Annotated in this window: 15 protein-coding genes; 3 read left to right on the top strand and 12 right to left on the bottom strand. The window is 52.9% G+C overall.

Annotation, left to right across the window (positions count from 1 at the left end; all coding sequences use genetic code 11):
• Positions 1 to 13: 13 nt before the first annotated feature.
• From B2R29_RS16425 to hldE, 4 genes are read right to left on the bottom strand one after another with little or no spacing between them, the layout of a single operon-like run.
• A complete protein-coding gene (locus B2R29_RS16425) occupies positions 14 to 835 on the bottom strand; it encodes an SDR family oxidoreductase (RefSeq protein ID WP_301182052.1) in 822 nt (273 codons plus the stop codon).
• Between the two features lie 25 nt (positions 836 to 860).
• Complete coding sequence (gene lpxL, locus B2R29_RS16430; RefSeq protein ID WP_301182053.1) at positions 861 to 1,808, bottom strand: LpxL/LpxP family Kdo(2)-lipid IV(A) lauroyl/palmitoleoyl acyltransferase; 948 nt, start codon at positions 1,806 to 1,808, stop codon at positions 861 to 863.
• Positions 1,801 to 2,772, bottom strand: coding sequence for an ADP-glyceromanno-heptose 6-epimerase (gene rfaD, locus B2R29_RS16435; protein WP_076514396.1), 972 nt, complete (start codon positions 2,770 to 2,772; stop codon positions 1,801 to 1,803). The genes lpxL and rfaD overlap by 8 nt, the downstream gene beginning before the upstream one ends.
• Positions 2,769 to 4,199: a bifunctional D-glycero-beta-D-manno-heptose-7-phosphate kinase/D-glycero-beta-D-manno-heptose 1-phosphate adenylyltransferase HldE gene (hldE, locus tag B2R29_RS16440; protein WP_076514556.1), complete on the bottom strand. Its 1,431-nt coding sequence runs from the start codon at positions 4,197 to 4,199 to the stop codon at positions 2,769 to 2,771. The genes rfaD and hldE overlap by 4 nt, the downstream gene beginning before the upstream one ends.
• A gap of 99 nt (positions 4,200 to 4,298) precedes the next feature.
• On the opposite strand from hldE, the gene waaA reads away from it, so the two are divergent.
• Complete coding sequence (waaA, locus tag B2R29_RS16445; protein WP_301182054.1) at positions 4,299 to 5,561, top strand: lipid IV(A) 3-deoxy-D-manno-octulosonic acid transferase; 1,263 nt, start codon at positions 4,299 to 4,301, stop codon at positions 5,559 to 5,561.
• A gap of 28 nt (positions 5,562 to 5,589) precedes the next feature.
• On the opposite strand, the gene B2R29_RS16450 is transcribed toward waaA, so the two are convergent.
• From B2R29_RS16450 to speE, 3 genes are all read right to left on the bottom strand, one after another.
• Positions 5,590 to 5,883, bottom strand: a complete 294-nt coding sequence (locus tag B2R29_RS16450) for a HigA family addiction module antitoxin (protein ID WP_301182055.1) — start codon at positions 5,881 to 5,883, stop codon at positions 5,590 to 5,592.
• On the bottom strand, positions 5,883 to 6,161 hold the full coding sequence (locus B2R29_RS16455) for a type II toxin-antitoxin system RelE/ParE family toxin (protein WP_301182056.1): 279 nt from the start codon (positions 6,159 to 6,161) through the stop codon (positions 5,883 to 5,885). The genes B2R29_RS16450 and B2R29_RS16455 overlap by 1 nt, the downstream gene beginning before the upstream one ends.
• Before the next feature lie 129 nt (positions 6,162 to 6,290).
• Positions 6,291 to 7,145 (bottom strand): polyamine aminopropyltransferase, encoded by an 855-nt coding sequence (gene speE, locus B2R29_RS16460; RefSeq protein WP_301182057.1) that lies wholly within the window; start codon positions 7,143 to 7,145, stop codon positions 6,291 to 6,293.
• A gap of 194 nt (positions 7,146 to 7,339) precedes the next feature.
• Between speE and B2R29_RS16465 the strand changes: the two genes are divergently transcribed.
• The gene (locus B2R29_RS16465) at positions 7,340 to 8,272 is read left to right on the top strand and encodes a hypothetical protein (RefSeq protein ID WP_301182058.1); all 933 of its coding nucleotides are present in this window, start codon (positions 7,340 to 7,342) and stop codon (positions 8,270 to 8,272) included.
• 72 nt (positions 8,273 to 8,344) lie between these two features.
• Here the strand turns inward: B2R29_RS16465 and B2R29_RS16470 are convergent, their stop codons facing one another.
• Both B2R29_RS16470 and B2R29_RS16475 read right to left on the bottom strand, forming a co-directional pair.
• Complete coding sequence (locus B2R29_RS16470) at positions 8,345 to 9,283, bottom strand: alpha/beta fold hydrolase (RefSeq protein WP_301182059.1); 939 nt, start codon at positions 9,281 to 9,283, stop codon at positions 8,345 to 8,347.
• Between the two features lie 114 nt (positions 9,284 to 9,397).
• Entirely contained in the window at positions 9,398 to 9,838 is a 441-nt protein-coding gene (locus B2R29_RS16475; RefSeq protein ID WP_301182060.1) for a gamma-glutamylcyclotransferase family protein, read from the bottom strand.
• A gap of 165 nt (positions 9,839 to 10,003) precedes the next feature.
• Between B2R29_RS16475 and B2R29_RS16480 the strand changes: the two genes are divergently transcribed.
• A complete protein-coding gene (locus B2R29_RS16480; protein WP_301182061.1) occupies positions 10,004 to 10,708 on the top strand; it encodes a hypothetical protein in 705 nt (234 codons plus the stop codon).
• Position 10,709: 1 nt separating this feature from the next.
• Here B2R29_RS16480 and parC read toward each other — a convergent pair whose 3' ends face one another.
• From parC to parE, 3 genes are all read right to left on the bottom strand, one after another.
• Positions 10,710 to 12,968: a DNA topoisomerase IV subunit A gene (parC, locus tag B2R29_RS16485; RefSeq protein WP_301182062.1), complete on the bottom strand. Its 2,259-nt coding sequence runs from the start codon at positions 12,966 to 12,968 to the stop codon at positions 10,710 to 10,712.
• Between the two features lie 86 nt (positions 12,969 to 13,054).
• Positions 13,055 to 14,848 carry a putative bifunctional diguanylate cyclase/phosphodiesterase gene (locus B2R29_RS16490; protein WP_068442609.1) on the bottom strand — a complete coding sequence of 598 codons (1,794 nt, stop codon included), beginning with the start codon at positions 14,846 to 14,848 and terminating at the stop codon, positions 13,055 to 13,057.
• A gap of 65 nt (positions 14,849 to 14,913) precedes the next feature.
• Complete coding sequence (parE, locus tag B2R29_RS16495) at positions 14,914 to 16,803, bottom strand: DNA topoisomerase IV subunit B (RefSeq protein ID WP_301182063.1); 1,890 nt, start codon at positions 16,801 to 16,803, stop codon at positions 14,914 to 14,916.
• Positions 16,804 to 16,850 lie beyond the last annotated feature (47 nt).

The raw sequence follows: 16,850 nt of genomic DNA on the forward strand, positions 1-16,850 counted from the left end.
TAATAAACGAAGCTCACTTCTGCTTCTGCAGCGCTTCTTCACGACGACGCAGATCAAACGACGCCTGCTTCACTTTCCAACGGAAGAGACCACCCAGCCAGCGCTTGATGAATACGGCCTTACGACCGATCGGATGCGGGTTACAGATCATTTCGCCTTTCATCAATGATTTGTAGGCACGATCCGCGACTTCACTGGCATCCAGCTCTGACTTCTCGAACACCTTGTCGACGAACTTCAACATCGAAGGATCAGACGTCTTCATCGTCTTATTCAGATTGGTACGGAAGAAACCCGGGCACAGCGCCGTGACCTTGATGTTATACGCGTGCAGCTCGTAGTACATGGTCTCAGAGAGTGCGATCACACCCGCCTTAGTCACATTGTAGGAAGCCATCGACGGCAGAATCATCAGACCGGCAAGCGAAGCAGTATTCATAATGTAACCGCTGTTCTGCTTTTTCATCACAGGGGTAAAGGTACGACAACCCAGAGCGACGCCTTTCAGGTTGATATCGATGATCCACTCCCACCAGGCCCACTCGCCCGCGTCAATGCGGTCGCCAGTGGCAACACCGGCATTGTTAATCAAGACATCAAGGCCACCCCAGCGCTCTTCGACATCAGCACGCAATGCATTCCACTGATCTTCAGAGGTGACATCCAGATAAGCCGTCCAGCCTTTACCACCGGCTTTCTCTACCAACTTCAGAGTTTCAGTCGAGCCCTCGCTGTTAATATCTGCAATACAGATATCGGCACCTTCTTTAGCGAAGCGTAGTGCCAGTTCACGGCCAAGACCGCTGGCCGCACCTGTGATCAGTACTTTTTGCATGATGATAAAACCCCGTAAGTTGTTGTTATTTTTTCTTGCGGTAAATGCTGCCCTTTTTCATTTCAGGGTCAACCGTTGTCTTAAAGCGCTTGTGTAACCACAGATACTGAGAGGGGTGCTCCCGTAACTGTGTTTCGATAAAGTCATTCGCCATTTGGGCGTCAGCTGCGTCATCACCACTCGGAATCGGTAAAGGATCATGCACAGTGACGGTATAACCCGAGTTGTCATCCTTACGGAAGTAGGTCATTGGCATCACCAGCGCCTTGCCTGCTTTCGCTATTCGGGAAGTCGCCGTAATCGTCGCCGCCGGGTGGCCAAAGAAATTTACGAAGATGCTGTTCTTACGGCCGAAATCCTGATCCTGGGCGTACCAGAGCACGTTGCCCTGACGTAGCGTACGGATGAATCCGCGAATGTCTTTGCGCGTCAGGCATTCATCGTACAAACGTCCGCGATTTCGCTCCATTACATAGTTCATCACCGGATTATCCTGCGGGCGATAGCTCACGCTCACACGTTGTACTGTACTGACCAGGCTGCCAGCGAGATCCAGCATGGAGTAATGAGCACCGAGCAACATCACACCCTGACCGTTATTCTGTGCCTCTCGCACCTTATCGAAACCTATAAAATCCGTACGGGCGGCCAACCACTGAGGATCACGGAACCAGCCCATAAAGGTTTCCATCAGACCGATGCCGTTGTCGATAAAGATCTGACGCACCAAAGCATCACGCTCCGCAGGAGTTTTCTCCGGGAAACAGATTTCCATATTTACTTCGGCAATTCGGCGACGGCTGCCCGCGACTTTATGCAGGAGCAAGCCAATCCCTTTGCCGATTCCCAACTGCCATGAAAAGGGCAATCGGGTCAGAAGCGCGAGCAATCCTACGCCCAACCAGATGGGCCAGTGCTTAGGGTGGAGCGGAGCTTTCAGCTGCTCCGCGCCGCCTTGAGATACTTCAGCCATTCAGCCAGTCCAGATACGCGTTAACGCCCTGTTCAACGGTGAAAAATTCGTCGGTGTAGCCAGCTGCACGCAGATTCGAGATATCCGCTTCGGTGAAGCTCTGGTATGCACCTTTCAGATGGTCCGGGAACGGAATGTACTCTTTCTTGCCATCGGTACCTTTCGCGCCATGCCACGCAACGACGGCATCTGCAACGTCATTGAAGCTCTGACATTTACCTGTTCCCAAATTGTAAATCCCCGATGCCGCTTTCTGCTGCCAGAACCACAGGTTCACTTTCACTACGTCGCCTACATAGACGAAGTCACGGCGCTGCTCGCCAGCACCCCAGCCTTCGGTCTCGCCAAACAGCTTGCAAACGCCGGCGTCCTTAATCTGGTTATTGAAGTGGAAAGCTACTGACGACATAGAGCCTTTGTGCTGCTCACGCGGGCCATACACATTAAAGTAACGGAAGCCCACAACCTGACTTGGAAAGCGGTTATTCGGGTAGGTAGCCTGCAGCTGACGAACGTATTGGTCGAACTGCCACTTAGAGTAGCCGTATACGTTGAGAGGCTTTTCATGAGCACGCTCTTCCTTGAACACGTCGCTGCCGCCGTAAACCGATGCGCTGGAGGCGTACAAATATGGAATCCCCTGTTCGAGGCAGGCATGCAGCAGAATCTTGGAGTACTCGTAGTTGTTCTCCATCATAAACTTGCCATCCCACTCGGTAGTGGATGAGCAGGCACCTTCGTGGAAGATAGCTTCAACATCGTCCAGCAGGCCATCATCAATCTGTACGCGCTGGATAAAGTCATCCTTATCCAGATAGTCGGCAATATCGCAATCGCTGATGTTATAGAACTGGCGACCGTCGCTCAGGTCGTCCACCACGATGATGTCGGTGCGCCCCATCGCGTTCAGGGCTTTAACGATGTTGCTGCCAATAAAACCGGCACCGCCTGTTACGATAATCATGCTTCTGTCTCCTGAATGCGTTTAACAATGGCCGTGGTTGAGCAGTTGTCTTTAAAGCTCAGGATGATCACGTCACCACCGTTTTGCTGTACACACTGACCACCAGCAATCTCTTCTATGCGGTAGTCACCACCCTTCACCAGAATATCCGGCAGCACCCGACAGATCAGGCGCTCCGGGGTATCTTCAGTAAAAGGCACCACCCAGTCCACGCTTTCAAGGCCAGATAACACAGCCATTCGGTGGTCGAGTGGGTTAATTGGACGTGCCGGGCCCTTCAGGCGAGACACAGATTCGTCAGAGTTCACCGCGACTAATAAGCGGTCGCCCAACGCTTTCGCTTCTTTAAGATACTGCACATGACCGGGATGAATGATGTCGAAACAGCCATTGGTCATGACCAGAGTTTCACCACGTTCACGGGCCTCCTCGACCAGTACCATCAGCGAGTCTTCATCAAACAGGCCAGCACCCTGCTGGCTGTCCTGACGCAGCTCACGGCGCAACTCTTCGGTTGAGGCCGTTGCGGTTCCCAGCTTGCCGACCACAATGCCAGCAGCAGTATTTGCCAACAAAGTAGCCTCTTCAAAACCCGCACCGGCGGCCAAAGACGCTGCCAGAACAGAAATCACGGTATCACCGGCACCGGTCACATCGTACACCTCGCGGGCGCGGGTCGGCAGATGGAAAGGCTCAGCGTCGCGACGTACCAGGGTCATGCCCTTTTCACTGCGGGTCACCAGTACGCCTTCGAGATCAAACTCTTCGACTAGCGCACGGGCTTTTGTAACCAGCTCCTCATCCGACGGAGCCGGGCCAACCACGGCCTCAAACTCGCTGAGATTTGGGGTAATCAGGGTCGCGCCCCGATATTTCTCGAAGTCCGCACCTTTCGGGTCGACCAGAACCGGAACATTCTGCGCTTTCGCGGCTTTAATCAGAGGCTGAGGATCTGCCAGAGAGCCTTTGCCGTAATCCGACAAGATGACTACACCCGTATTTTTTAAGCGAGCTTCAAACGACGCTTTCGATGCGGAGATATCCACCGCATGAAAGGCATCTTCAAAATCGAGACGAATCAGCTGCTGCTGACGGCTGATAATCCGCAACTTGGTGATGGTCGGATGGGTGTCGTGCCTTTGGAAATCACAAGTAACGCCGGCATCCTGTAACAGACCTTCAAGTAGTTGGGCGTTGTCGTCTTCTCCGGTTATCCCAAGGAGGTCAACCTGTCCGCCCAAAACCGCGATGTTCAGCGCAACGTTGCCCGCACCGCCTGCGCGGTTTTCTGTGTCCTGAATTTTCACCACAGGTACAGGTGCCTCGGGAGAAATGCGTGACGTCGGGCCACCCCAGTAGCGGTCGAGCATAATGTCGCCGAATACCAGAACCCGGGCTTTGTGAAAATCAGGGATAGTTACATCCATCAGGGGAGTCGCCGGTAGATCAGAAAGCGCGCAGTTTAACATAGGCGACCTCTGATTTGTGCTACTATCCGGGCCCGACATTCAGTACCCGGACGCACTGTGGCACGACATCTTTACACCCTGATCTACAGCCTGTTTTTACCCATTATCATCGCCCGACTTTGGTGGCGTGGACGCGCGAACCCAGGGTACCGCCAGCGTATCGCTGAACGCTTCGGGTTTCTACCGCACAGACCACGCCCGGGAGGCCTGTGGGTGCACGCGGTATCTGTCGGTGAGACGCTCGCCGCGGCTCAGTTTGTAAAACAGTTCATGGTACAGAACCCCGATACCCCGGTGATCATCACCAGTACTACCCCTACAGGCTCGGAGCAGGTCAAACGCATCTTCGGCGAGCGGGTCTTTCACATGTACCTGCCCTATGACCTGCCGTCCTTTATCAATCGTTTTATCAAGAGCATTCGCCCCGGCGCTTTGGTCATCGTAGAAACCGAGCTTTGGCCCAATCTTCTGGCGTGCTGTGATCAGCATGATCTGCCAGTCGTACTTGCTAATGCCCGCATGTCAGAACGATCCGCCCGTGGTTATGGAAAAGTGCCTGCTCTGACTCGTCCGATGCTGCACAGCCTGAATATCGTTGCCGTACAAAATCCCACTGACGGTCAACGTTTTATCGAACTGGGTCTTCCAACCGGACGACTGAAGGTTACGGGCAGCGTAAAATTTGATGTCACCCTGCCAGAGGGTTGCCACCAGAACGGTACTGCTTTGCGCGGGCAATGGGGAGCAGATCGCCCCGTACTCGCACTCGCATCCAGCCATCCGACCGAAGACGAACAACTGCTTGATATCTACCCAGCGTTAGAGAAAGCCATACCCGACCTTTTACTTCTACTGATTCCACGCCACCCAGAACGTTTTGAGCCAGTGACCAATGCTGCCCGTAGCCGCCACCTACGCGTGCATCGCCGTACCAATGGCAACGTTTCAGGCGATATTCAGATTTATGTTGCCGATACCATGGGCGAGATGCTGAATATGCTTGCCGCAGCCGATGTCGTCGTCATGGGCGGAAGCCTTTATTCTGGCGGCGGCGGTCACAACCCGATTGAGCCGGCGGCACTCGGCAAAGCCACCCTGATTGGCGCTGATCACATAAACTTCACCAGCATCGTCACTGAACTGACCGACGCCGGTGCTATGGCCGTGTGCGAAAGCATGCCCGCATTGCAGGGTGAAGTGATTCGCTTATTAAATAACCGCGATGCGCGCGAAGCGATGGGCCAGAAAGGGCTGGACGTGGTGGAGAGCAATCGTGGAGCGGTAGAGCTGCTGCTGGAATTGGTGAAAGAGCAGTTGTAGAACCAAGAGTAATTGGTACAACGGTGAGTTACGCCGCGTCGAATTCAATCGGTTTGATGCCCTCAAGATCCACCGTACTCCTTGCCACCCATAAATCGTACTGGTCTTGCATAGCTAGCCAGCTTTCAGGGCTTCGCCCAAGCGCTTTCGACAATCGCAGTGCCATTTCAGGACTTATACCACTAGTCCCTTTAAGTAATCTCGATAGCGTTGATGGTGCAACCGCAAGACTGGCTGCTAACTGCCGGGAGCTTATGCTATTTGGTTCAAGGTACACCTCACGAATGAACTCTCCGGGATGAGGCGGGTTATGCATTGTCATCAGTGATAATCCTCATAATCAAGAATATAGGCATTGCCGTCTCTGTACTCGAAAGTAATACGCCAATTGCCATTGACCCAAATAGACCAGCGCCCCCTGGCCTTGCCCTTCAATGAATGAAGTTTGAACCCAGGGATATCCATGTCGTCAACTGAAGTGGCACTATCTAAAGCAGCAAGCTGCATGCGCAACTTGCGAGCATGCTCTGCCTGTATACCCGAAGTACTACCCGTCGAGTAAAACCGCTTCAGTCCTTTGTGGCGGAATGATTTAATCATCGTCAGAGTGTAGCGCGTTGCGCATCTCGCAACAATCCTGCTGTCGTATAGACAGGTACAAATAGAAAACGCCCGCGCTAATATCAGTCAACGCGGGCGTTTTTGTTGTAAACCGGTTTAAGAGCGGCCTTACTTCATTAACACCTTCACATAATTCGGCAGCGCGAAGCTGGCCACGTGTACTTCCGGGTTGTAGTAACGGGTAGCGAAACCCGCCGCGTCATAGCGAGCCTGAATCTGCTCGGCGGTCTGTTTGCGCAGTGACTCATCGTCCGTGGCCCAGGCCAGTGTCATAAACCCACCAGCGTAAGTCGGTACTGGCGCAACATAGAAGCTGGCGTCGTTATAAATCTTGCTCAGACGCTGGAAAGTGTTGGTCACTTCATCGCCCTGCATAAATGGCACGCCATTCTGAGCTACCATAATGCCGCCTTCGTTCAGGCACTTCTTCTCATCGGCGTAGAAGTCAGAAGTGAACAGCACTTCGCCCGGACCAATAGGGTCAGTCGAGTCAGAGATAATCACATCAAATTTGTCAGTGCAGTTGGCGACAAAATCTTTGCCGTCGGCGATCACGATATTGGCTTTCGGGTCGTCGTAGGCACCGTCGGAGTGTTTCGGAAAGTACTCTTTGCACATATCGATGACGCTCTGGTCGATCTCAACCTGAGTCACGTGTTCGACATTCTTGTGGCGAAGCACCTCACGCAGGATACCACCGTCACCACCACCAATGATCAGCACACGCTTTGGATTCGGGTGCGCCAGCATCGGCACATGCACCATCATCTCGTGATAGATAAACTCATCTTTCTCGGTGGTCTGCACCACGCCATCGAGCAGCATCACACGGCCAAGAAACGGCGTCTCAAAGATCTCCAGATGCTGATGGTCGGTTTTTACTTCAAACAGCAGATCACTGACAGTGAAGGACTGGGCGTAGTCGTCGTAAAGGCGCTCGCGGACGAAATTGTTGGCACTCATATGGGGTTCCGAAGAGAATATTTAATCGCGAATTATAACTGCCACGTTTAGTCCAAGCCACAAATGAGAACAAGATCAGGAGCGTCATCCGTTTGTAGCAAAGAGTAAATTTACATGTGTTTACTAACGCTAAATCGGCAATAGAGATAGAGTTTTTGGCGCTGAATAACAGCGAATACGCAAAAGGATTGCATATGAAAACAAGAACAATTGCTCTGGTCCCCCTGGTCGTTGCCATGTTTGGCTGCGGTGCAGATGACGACTCTAAAGACCCGACGGAGCGTATGTTGAGTCTGGACGAGCTGGAAGAGGCTATTCCAGTTGCTGCGCAAGGCACTGATACTTCACTCACAGGTTTGTGGCTAGTGCAGTTTACCTCACGATTATCTATAGATAGCTCAACCGAAAACGACGAGGCAGGAGAGCTGCATTACCTGCACGGCCGGCAGGCTACTCTTATCACCGAAACAGAGAGCGGTTTTAAAACCAGCTTCTGCGGAAGCTATGCGTTTCACGGTGATATTAACTTCTCAAGAGTGCCGGGGGCAGACGGTACGTCTTATTCCGCGGGGCTTGTTACAGATACTACCCACTTCAACCTCAATATTAGTGACAACCTTGAGATAGAAGGTGAGCTAATGATACAGGTAGATGACGACGCTGTCGGAGAGTATCAACTCCTTGGAGTAAAGCTCAGCGATGCCACAACATTTGCTGATGCCAGCAGCGAGCTGGATATCAGCGCAAACCTGATACTTGAGGGTGAACAATATGAGTTCTCCGAACTTGGCGGTATTCTGACCTGTATAGGTAGTGGTGCGGGTGGCGCAAAAGATTATGAAAACGACCAAGAAACTACGGCATATCACTCTGGTCTAAGTACAACTGGAGGCGCTTCAACAGCAGTGAGCTTTGCATTAAGCGAGCTTGAATGTCCTTTAGGTATTAATAATAACGGTGAAGAAGTATCGGCAGCTGCATGCGATGGCATAAACGCGGCAGAAATTAAGGAAAGTCCGTTCGATGACAGCGAAGTGATCCTTGATACAAGGTTCCGCGTTGAAGCCGAGGATAATCCTCAGAGGGTTTTTGAGTTTAACGCCAGAATTGGGCTTCCCGAGGCTTGATAGTCAAGTTGGGACTTCCAACGAAAAGGCCAGCAATGGCTGGCCTTTTCGTTGGTTAACCACCGTAAGCGATTACTGCTCAAGCCCCGCAATAAAGGCTTTGAGGTCTTCAGCAGTCTGCTTTGGCGCTTCCAGCTGAGGCAGGTGGCCAATACCTTCCATCTTGATAGTAGTCACATTCTGCATCAGCTGTTCGAGAACATCCGTTGCACCAACGTTCAACACACGGTCTTCAACACCCCAAACCAGAAGGGTCGGTGTCTCAAGGCCAGTCACACGTTCTTCAACACTGTCCGATTTGATCTGATCAAAAATATTCTGTTCAAGCTCGAAGTTGTCGATACGCTTTTTGGCCATCTGATCCAGTACGAAACCCGGCACAAACGGCGGCTCGCTCATCACGATGTCAAACACGTCGCGGAATTCATCTTCGGTTTTCGCCGTCAGTGGGTTTTTACCCGTCTCTTCAACAATAGTCATGACTTCAGACTTAGGAGCAGACCAGACACCGCCGGGATCAAGCAGCCAGAGGCTTTTCACTTCTGCTGGGTACAATGCAGCGTAGGTCATGGCAATGTGACCACCCATTGAGCTGCCCCCCATATGGATCTTACGGTCCAGGTTCAGTTCACTGAACAGCTCATGCAGGCGCTTCGCCTGTGCGGTCGGCGTGTAGTCAGCCGGGTTAGGTTTAGATGACTCACCAAAACCAATGTGATCAGGCACGATCAGGTGGAAATCTTTCAGATACGGAGCGGATTCGGTGAAGTTATCTTTGTCAGCGCCAAAGCCATGCAACAGAACTAGCGTGTCAGCCTCTGTATTTTCTGATTCAAGGTAAACGTAAGTCAGGCCGCTGGGCAGAGTAATTTCTTTCTGTTCCAGGTCTCCGAGACCACGTTTCACATCAACCAGAAACGCTGCGGTACCCGCTGGGGCAACCATAATGGTGCCTGTTATACCTAAGACTGCAACCACAGCCAGCGCGGCTATTGCTTTCACTATTTTCATTATTGCTCCTCTGAGAGTCGGTCATTCACTTATCAACAGGCAACATAGTAAGGTCTGCCCACCATGATGCCCGTATCCTTTCCGGCCTGATTACGAATTTCGTGGCTCGTTTTGTTACATTTTAAGCCAGTCGTTTGAGGGGACCTTCCTGTACCTTCTACTTATGCCGGCCTCAAAGCCGATGTATTCGTACACCCACACGTCGAATTCAGAATCACTTAAGGTCTTCGCTTTTGCCTTACGCCGTCGATATTCGTGAGGCGGAGGGCAAGAAACTGAGCAGCCCTCGTACACATCAAGATAGGCAAGAATACTGTCATCCACGCGGTAGATATCGCCCTGCACGGCTATTGATGACAAGCTGTCTGATACGCGCTCTGGCGCCAGCCATCCAGGATAGAGCCCCAGACTGATTAACTGACCGGGCAAAGTCGCAGCACCTTCATGACGGTCTTCGGTCAAAAGTTCTCGCGCCCGATCAGCTCCCGAGATATTTCCGGTGCCGCGTGCGGCGGGCCTTAAGCTGCCGTAGACAAACAGGTAATCGCCTTCCATTTCTTGATATCTGTGACAAAATTGACAGAAATCGTACCGGAAAACGCTGAATTTGTGACTCCCTCCTCAAATTAACATCCTTGTCATTAAGGGCCCGTTTTCATCCCCCGATGGATTGCTATGGTAGTTAGCCGATTCACTGAATTCCAACGGCAAGGAGTTGTTATGCAGACCCGGCGCTCAGTACTCTCTACCTTGATCCTTGCCTCTGTTGCCAGCATCAGTGGGTGCATGAGCGATACTTCAAATGCAGAAAGCGCACGGGGAGATAGCTCGCCAGCAGGCGTGTGGTTTGTGCAGACAACGATGAACGACCTGATCAATAGCTCTGGTACCGATATCAGCACTCAGATGTCCGGTCGGCAACTTGTCGTGCTGGAAGAGATTGGGCACGGAGAATTCCGGCTTCACGACTGCACATCCAACTTCACCCCCCTGACACTCAGCCAGCGGGCCTCCCAGCTACACGGAGCCTACTCTCTGACCGACAACAACTCCACCAGCCCCTACAATGAATCTGGCTCCCTGAGCATCACCCTGGACCAGAATATGCTGCGCGGTCACTATAAGCATTTCGACCGAAACCTCGACGGTTCATGGGACAGTGAGCAAGCTGCGTATTTCGAGGGGCACAAGGTCAGCGCCGCTGAAACCTTGGAGGCACTCAGTCAGGCCGAGATTGATGACATTCTTGGTGGCGAAGCAAACCGCTCTGCAGCGGTCGCTCCCCTGGGTAAAACCTGCGCTGGCGTCGCAACCATTACAACGGACGGTACGGTCAGAACATCCCCATCAGCGCGCACAATTGCGGACCTGCTAAGACCGGAACACCAGCCCGACCTTGTCATTGCTTCAGAAGGTGGGCACTGACTTACTCAGCCCCCTGAACCTCCATCGAATCAACATTCTGGAAGCCACGCGGTAGCTTGTTTCCGCGGCGGCCACGCTCGCCCTGATAGTGTTCAAGATCAGAGAACTTGAGTTTCAGGTGACGCTTGCCGGCATGAACCAACAGGGTATCCCCTTCTTTAAAAGCCAGCGTGGCAACCATCAGCTCTTCTCTGGCGGCCGCCCGGGTGCCGTTGATGTTGATCATCTTGTTGCCTTTACCGCGCGCCATCTGTGGGAGATCAGCCGCAGGGAAAACCAGCATCCGCCCTTCATTACTCACCGCAGCAATCCAGCTCTTATCCGGTTCGTCGATGAGCGTAGGAGGCAGCACTTTAGCATTGGTCGGCACTGTCACCAGTGTCTTACCGGCTTTGTTTTTACTCTGCATGTCAGCAAGAGTTCCAATAAAGCCGTAGCCCGCGTCGGTGCTTAACAGATAGCGGTCATCATCTTTGCCCATCAATGCATTGGTGAACAGGCTCCCGGCGGGAGGATTCAGCTTGCCAGTGAGTGGCTCACCCTGCCCTCGAGCAGACGGTAACGTGTGCGCCTGCAAGCTGTATGACCGGCCGGTATTATCAAGGAAAATAACACTCTGATTCGATTTCCCTTTAGCCGACGTAAGGTAGGCGTCACCCGCTTTGTAGCTCAGGTTTGCGCCATCAACATCGTGACCTTTCGCAGCCCGCACCCAACCTTTCTGCGACAGAACAACCGTCACCGGATCAGCAGATACCAGCTCCGTCTCACTAAAAGCTCGTGCCTCGGCACGGGTAACCACGGGAGAACGACGTTCGTCGCCATACTGTTCGGCGTCTGCAGTAAGTTCTTTCTTAATCAGAGTTTTCATACGACGTTCAGAACCCAGAGTTTTCTCGAGCATGTCGCGCTCTTTCTCCAGCTCATCCTGTTCGCCACGAATCTTCATTTCTTCGAGCTTGGCCAGATGACGAAGCTTTAACTCAAGAATGGCTTCGGCCTGAATATCTGAAATACCAAAGCGCTCCATCAGTACCGGCTTTGGTTTGTCTTCCGTGCGGATAATATCGATCACTTCGTCGATGTTCAGGAAGGCAACCAACAAACCTTCAAGGATATGCAAACGCGCCAGTACTTTATCCAAGCGATGCTGCAAGCGACGACGCACCGTACCGGTACGGTATTCCAGCCACTCACTGAGCATGGTTTTAAGATCTTTGACCTGCGGGCGACCATCAAGACCGATCACGTTCATATTAACGCGATAGTTCTTCTCAAGGTCAGTCGTCGCAAACAGATGCGCCATCACTGCGGCGGTATCAACCCGGTTGGACTTAGGCACGATCACCAGACGGGTTGGATTCTCGTGGTCTGACTCGTCACGTAAATCCGTGACGAGAGGCAACTTCTTAGCCTGCATCTGCGCTGCAATCTGTTCAAGAATCTTGGCGCCAGACACCTGATGCGGCAGCGCCGTAATGACGATATCACCGTCTTCAAGGGTGTAGACCGCGCGCATTTTGACGCTGCCTTTCCCCGTGCGGTACATCTTCTTGAGATCTTCGCGAGGTGTGATGATCTCGGCTTCTGTCGGAAAGTCCGGCGCCATGACATGCTCACACAGAGCATCAATATCGGCTTTCGGTTCATCCAGCAGGCGAATACATGCAGAGGTCACTTCGCGGACATTATGCGGCGGAATATCCGTCGCCATGCCCACCGCGATACCGGTCGTACCGTTGAGCATCACTGTCGGCAGACGTGCTGGCAGTGTTGCAGGCTCGTCCATGGTGCCATCAAAGTTCGGCTGCCACTCGACCGTACCCTGACCGAGCTCGCTCAGAAGCACATCAGCAAACTGTGACAACTTAGCTTCGGTATAACGCATCGCAGCAAAGGACTTCGGATCGTCCGGCGCACCCCAGTTACCCTGACCATCGACAAGCGGATAACGGTATGAGAACGGCTGAGCCATCAGCACCATGGCTTCATAACAGGCGCTGTCGCCATGTGGGTGATACTTACCCAACACATCACCGACAGTACGGGCCGATTTTTTGTACTTAGCCGTCGACTTCAGGCCAAGTTCGCTCATGGCATAAATGATCCGGCGCTGTACCGGCTTCATACCATCGCCCACATGAGGCAGTGCGCGATCAAGAATGACGTACATGGAGTAATTCAGGTACGCATTCTCGGTGTATTGTTTGAGTGACTGACGTTCAACGCCATCATCGGTATAACTGATCTGATCCGTCATAGTATCCGGTTGTCTGCTCGAGGCCCGTCACAGGGCCGTGTTTAAAATATTCTGCTTCTGACTTAACAATTAAACTGCGTTTAGGACTACGTTTCGGAATAGTGCCTGAGGAAATCGTCCGCCGCCATAGGCCGGCCGTACAGGTATCCTTGCAACCATTCGCAGCCAAGGTGTCTCAGGGTCTCGCCCTGCTCTTCATTTTCAACGCCCTCAGCCACCACTTCAATGTTCAGGCTATCGGCCATGGCCACTATCGCGCGGGCGATCTCGTAGTCGTTTTCCTGATCGTGAATGTTACGCACGAACGACCGGTCGATTTTCAACACACTGACGGGCATCTCTTTTAGCTTGCTCAACGAAGAGTATCCGGTACCAAAATCATCAATTGAAAACTCGACACCCAGCGCCCGAAGCTGGTGAATCTGGTTGTTCACCTCGGTCATGCCCGACATCATTAACGATTCGGTCACTTCGAGCTCCAGCCAAGCGGGCTCGAAACCGGTTTCTTTCATAATGGTTTCAACCGTTTCGGCGAAGCGACTGTTGATCTGCATGGCCGACACATTGACGGCAATTTTATCAAGTTTCATTCCCTGCTGACGCCAACTCATGAACTCAGCGCATGCGCGTCGTAACACCCAGAAACCGAGTTCCCGGATCAGGCCACTGCTTTCTGCCAATGGAATAAATTCATGCGGAGAAACCTGGCCGCGTAATTCATGAGGCCAGCGGATCAGTGTTTCGACCCGGCGAGGGACTCGCTCTCCGGGCCGGAACTGCCCCTGAAACTCGAGGCTGAACTCTTCATTCTCAACCGCATCTCTCAAGTCCTGCTCCAGCGACAACTGACTGCTCTTATGAGCCGACAGTTCCTGTGAATAGATGCAGCTGCGATTGCGCCCGAGCGCTTTGGCGTGATGCAGTGCGGCATCAGCATGTACTAGCAGAATATCACTGTTGTCCCCATGCTCAGGGGTCAGTGCAATCCCTGCGCTGGCATTGATACTGAGCAAATGGCCCTGCAACTGGTAAGCACGTGCTAAAGCTTCGAGAAGCTGCGTGCACTTGCTCTCAACGTAGGCTTTATCCGCCTGCGTCAGTACGACGACAAATTCATCGCCACTCAAGCGAGCACAAATATCACTATCTCGCAGATTACTGCTCAAGCGGTGAGCAACGTCACGTAGCAGCAGATCACCGACCGTATGGCCCAGCGCATCGTTCACTTCACGGAAACGGTCAAGGTCGATGAAAATTACCGCCAGCGACTCATCATTGCGCTTTGCCATCTGCAGCGCAAAGGTCAGTTTTTCATGCAGCAGCGCTCTGTTGGCAAGCCCGGTCAGAATGTCATGACGCGCCTGATACTCAAGTTTCTTCTGCTTTTCGCGGGTTTCCGTAATGTCACGGCATGTAAGAAGCACACCGACACACTCCTGAGTGTCACTGAACAGAGGCTGGCGGTTTATCTCGAGCAGTACCTGTTCACCATCCGGCCCAAGCAACCATTCTTCTGAGCGTATCGCACTGCGTCGCTCAATGGCTTCAACATCGCGCTGGCGCATCCGCTTAGCACTCTGCACATCGAAGAAGTCGGTATCACGCTGACCTTTAATTTCATCAGCCGGACGACCAAGAAAACGACTACCCGGCCCATTACACAGGCGATAGACGCCGCGCCGGTCTTTGTAGAACACCATCTCAGGCAGCGCCCCGAAAATGTTGCCGAACAAGGCGGTATGCGCACCCAGCTGACGATCACTGCGCGCGCGTAGCTGGCGCTGCTGAAGCAACAGCAGCACAGTGAATACTGAAATCATGGCCAGCAGTAATACGGCCAGAATCAGATCAAACGGCTCAGCAGCAATCCCATCAGCCATAGCAGGCAAGGGTGCCAGCAGCGCACTGCCGGCTATTGTGCTGGAAACAGTGGAGCGGTGAAAAATCAGAGAATCTCAACCTCGTTGCCGTGCGTCTCTAACCATTCCTTACGGTCAGAGGAGCGCTTCTTCGCCAACAGCATATCCATCATTTCATTGGTGCCATCCCCCGGCTCCAGCGACAGCTGGACGAGACGTCGGGTATTCGGGTCCATCGTGGTTTCACGTAACTGCATCGGGTTCATTTCACCCAGACCTTTAAAGCGCTGGACGTTCACTTTGCCACGCTTATTTTCGGCTTTAATGCGTTCAAGAACGCCCTGCTTTTCACCTTCGTCTAACGCGTAGTAGACATCTTTACCGACGTCGATCCGGTACAGCGGCGGCATCGCGACATAGACGTGACCATCCGCCACCAGCTTGCGGAAGTGACGGACAAACAACGCACACAGCAGAGTCGCGATATGCAGACCATCGGAGTCTGCGTCGGCGAGGATACAGATCTTGCCGTAACGCAGGCCATCAAGGTTATCTGATGCTGGGTCAATCCCAAGAGCAACGGCGATATCGTGTACTTCCTGCGATGCCAGAATTTCTCCTGACTCCACTTCCCAGGTATTCAGAATCTTACCGCGCAGCGGCATGATGGCCTGAAACTCGCGATCACGGGCCTGCTTGGCAGAACCACCCGCCGAATCACCTTCCACCAGAAAGAGTTCCGTGCGTTCGCTGTCCTGACCGGTACAGTCGGCCAGCTTGCCCGGCAGAGCTGGGCCTTGGGTAATCTTCTTACGTGCAACTTTCTTGGATTTGCGCAAACGCGACTGCGCACTGGATATCGCCAGTTCGGCCAGGCGCTCGGCATCCGCGGTATTTTCATTCAGCCAAAGCGCGAAGGCGTCTTTCACTACGCCCGAGATAAAGGCTGAGGCTTCACGGGAAGACAGACGCTCTTTGGTCTGACCCGCAAACTGAGGGTCCGCTAATTTCGCAGACAAAACATATGAGCAGCGTTCCCAGAGATCATCTGGCGTCAGCTTGATCCCGCGCGGCAACAGGTTGCGGAATTCGCAGAACTCACGCAACGCGTCGAGCAAGCCAGAACGGAAGCCATTCACATGAGTACCGCCCTGCGCGGTCGGGATCAGGTTAACGTAGCTTTCCTGCAGCAGCTCCCCGCCTTCGGGCAGCCAGAGTACGGCCCAGTCGACACCTTCAGTATCACCGCTCATTGCACCTGTGAAAGGCTCTTCGGGGATGGCTTCCCAGCCGCTTGTCGAGACTTTGAGGTAATCTTTCAGGCCATCTTCGTAATACCACTCAGCACTGTCTTCAGCGTTAGGGGCATTGAACTTGATACGCAGCCCCGGGCAGAGAACCGCTTTAGCACGCAGGTTGTGCTTGAGTCGTGCAACAGAAAACTTGGGAGTATCGAAGTATTGAGGGTCCGGTAAGAAGCGAACGCTGGTACCAGTGCGCTTCTTACCACAGGTGTCTACCACCTGAAGATCAATCGCTTTATAACCGTCTTTAAAACCAATACGCTGGACCTGACCGTCGCGCCAGATAGTGACTTCGAGCACCTGCGACAGGGCATTGACGACAGAAACACCGACACCGTGCAGACCACCGGAGAACTGGTAGTTGTCATTACTGAACTTACCCCCAGCATGTAACTGAGTAAGAATCAGTTCAACGCCCGAAATACCATGTTCAGGGTGAATATCCGTTGGCATACCACGACCGTCGTCGAGCACAGTCATTGAGCCATCTTCGTGCAGCGTCACTTCGATCTTGCTGGCGTGACCTGCGAGAGCTTCGTCCACCGAGTTATCAATCACTTCCTGCGCCAGGTGATTCGGGCGGGTAGTTTCGGTGTACATGCCCGGACGCTTACGGACCGGGTCCAGACCACTCAGGACTTCAATCGATGAGGCGGTGTATTGCTTTGACATCTGTTCCCCTGTCAAACCATGAATTGCAGTAATGTCCGGAGTATACC

The organism is Thalassolituus sp. UBA3500, assembly GCF_002377545.1.
Taxonomy (GTDB): Bacteria; Pseudomonadota; Gammaproteobacteria; order Pseudomonadales; family Oceanobacteraceae; genus Thalassolituus.

Excerpts from the sequence above, each read along its gene's own strand:
- B2R29_RS16425 (WP_301182052.1), bottom strand. The coding sequence starts at position 835 with ATGCAAAAAGTACTGATCACAGGTGCGGCCAGCGGTCTTGGCCGTGAA.
- speE (WP_301182057.1), bottom strand. The coding sequence starts at position 7,145 with ATGAGTGCCAACAATTTCGTCCGCGAGCGCCTTTACGACGACTACGCC.
- lpxL (WP_301182053.1), bottom strand. The coding sequence starts at position 1,808 with ATGGCTGAAGTATCTCAAGGCGGCGCGGAGCAGCTGAAAGCTCCGCTC.
- B2R29_RS16465 (WP_301182058.1), top strand. The coding sequence starts at position 7,340 with ATGAAAACAAGAACAATTGCTCTGGTCCCCCTGGTCGTTGCCATGTTT.
- B2R29_RS16480 (WP_301182061.1), top strand. The coding sequence starts at position 10,004 with ATGCAGACCCGGCGCTCAGTACTCTCTACCTTGATCCTTGCCTCTGTT.
- B2R29_RS16455 (WP_301182056.1), bottom strand. The coding sequence starts at position 6,161 with ATGATTAAATCATTCCGCCACAAAGGACTGAAGCGGTTTTACTCGACG.
- B2R29_RS16450 (WP_301182055.1), bottom strand. The coding sequence starts at position 5,883 with ATGACAATGCATAACCCGCCTCATCCCGGAGAGTTCATTCGTGAGGTG.
- B2R29_RS16470 (WP_301182059.1), bottom strand. The coding sequence starts at position 9,283 with ATGAAAATAGTGAAAGCAATAGCCGCGCTGGCTGTGGTTGCAGTCTTA.
- rfaD (WP_076514396.1), bottom strand. The coding sequence starts at position 2,772 with ATGATTATCGTAACAGGCGGTGCCGGTTTTATTGGCAGCAACATCGTT.
- parC (WP_301182062.1), bottom strand. The coding sequence starts at position 12,968 with ATGACGGATCAGATCAGTTATACCGATGATGGCGTTGAACGTCAGTCA.
- B2R29_RS16475 (WP_301182060.1), bottom strand. The coding sequence starts at position 9,838 with ATGGAAGGCGATTACCTGTTTGTCTACGGCAGCTTAAGGCCCGCCGCA.
- B2R29_RS16490 (WP_068442609.1), bottom strand. The coding sequence starts at position 14,848 with ATGGCTGATGGGATTGCTGCTGAGCCGTTTGATCTGATTCTGGCCGTA.
- parE (WP_301182063.1), bottom strand. The coding sequence starts at position 16,803 with ATGTCAAAGCAATACACCGCCTCATCGATTGAAGTCCTGAGTGGTCTG.
- hldE (WP_076514556.1), bottom strand. The coding sequence starts at position 4,199 with ATGGATGTAACTATCCCTGATTTTCACAAAGCCCGGGTTCTGGTATTC.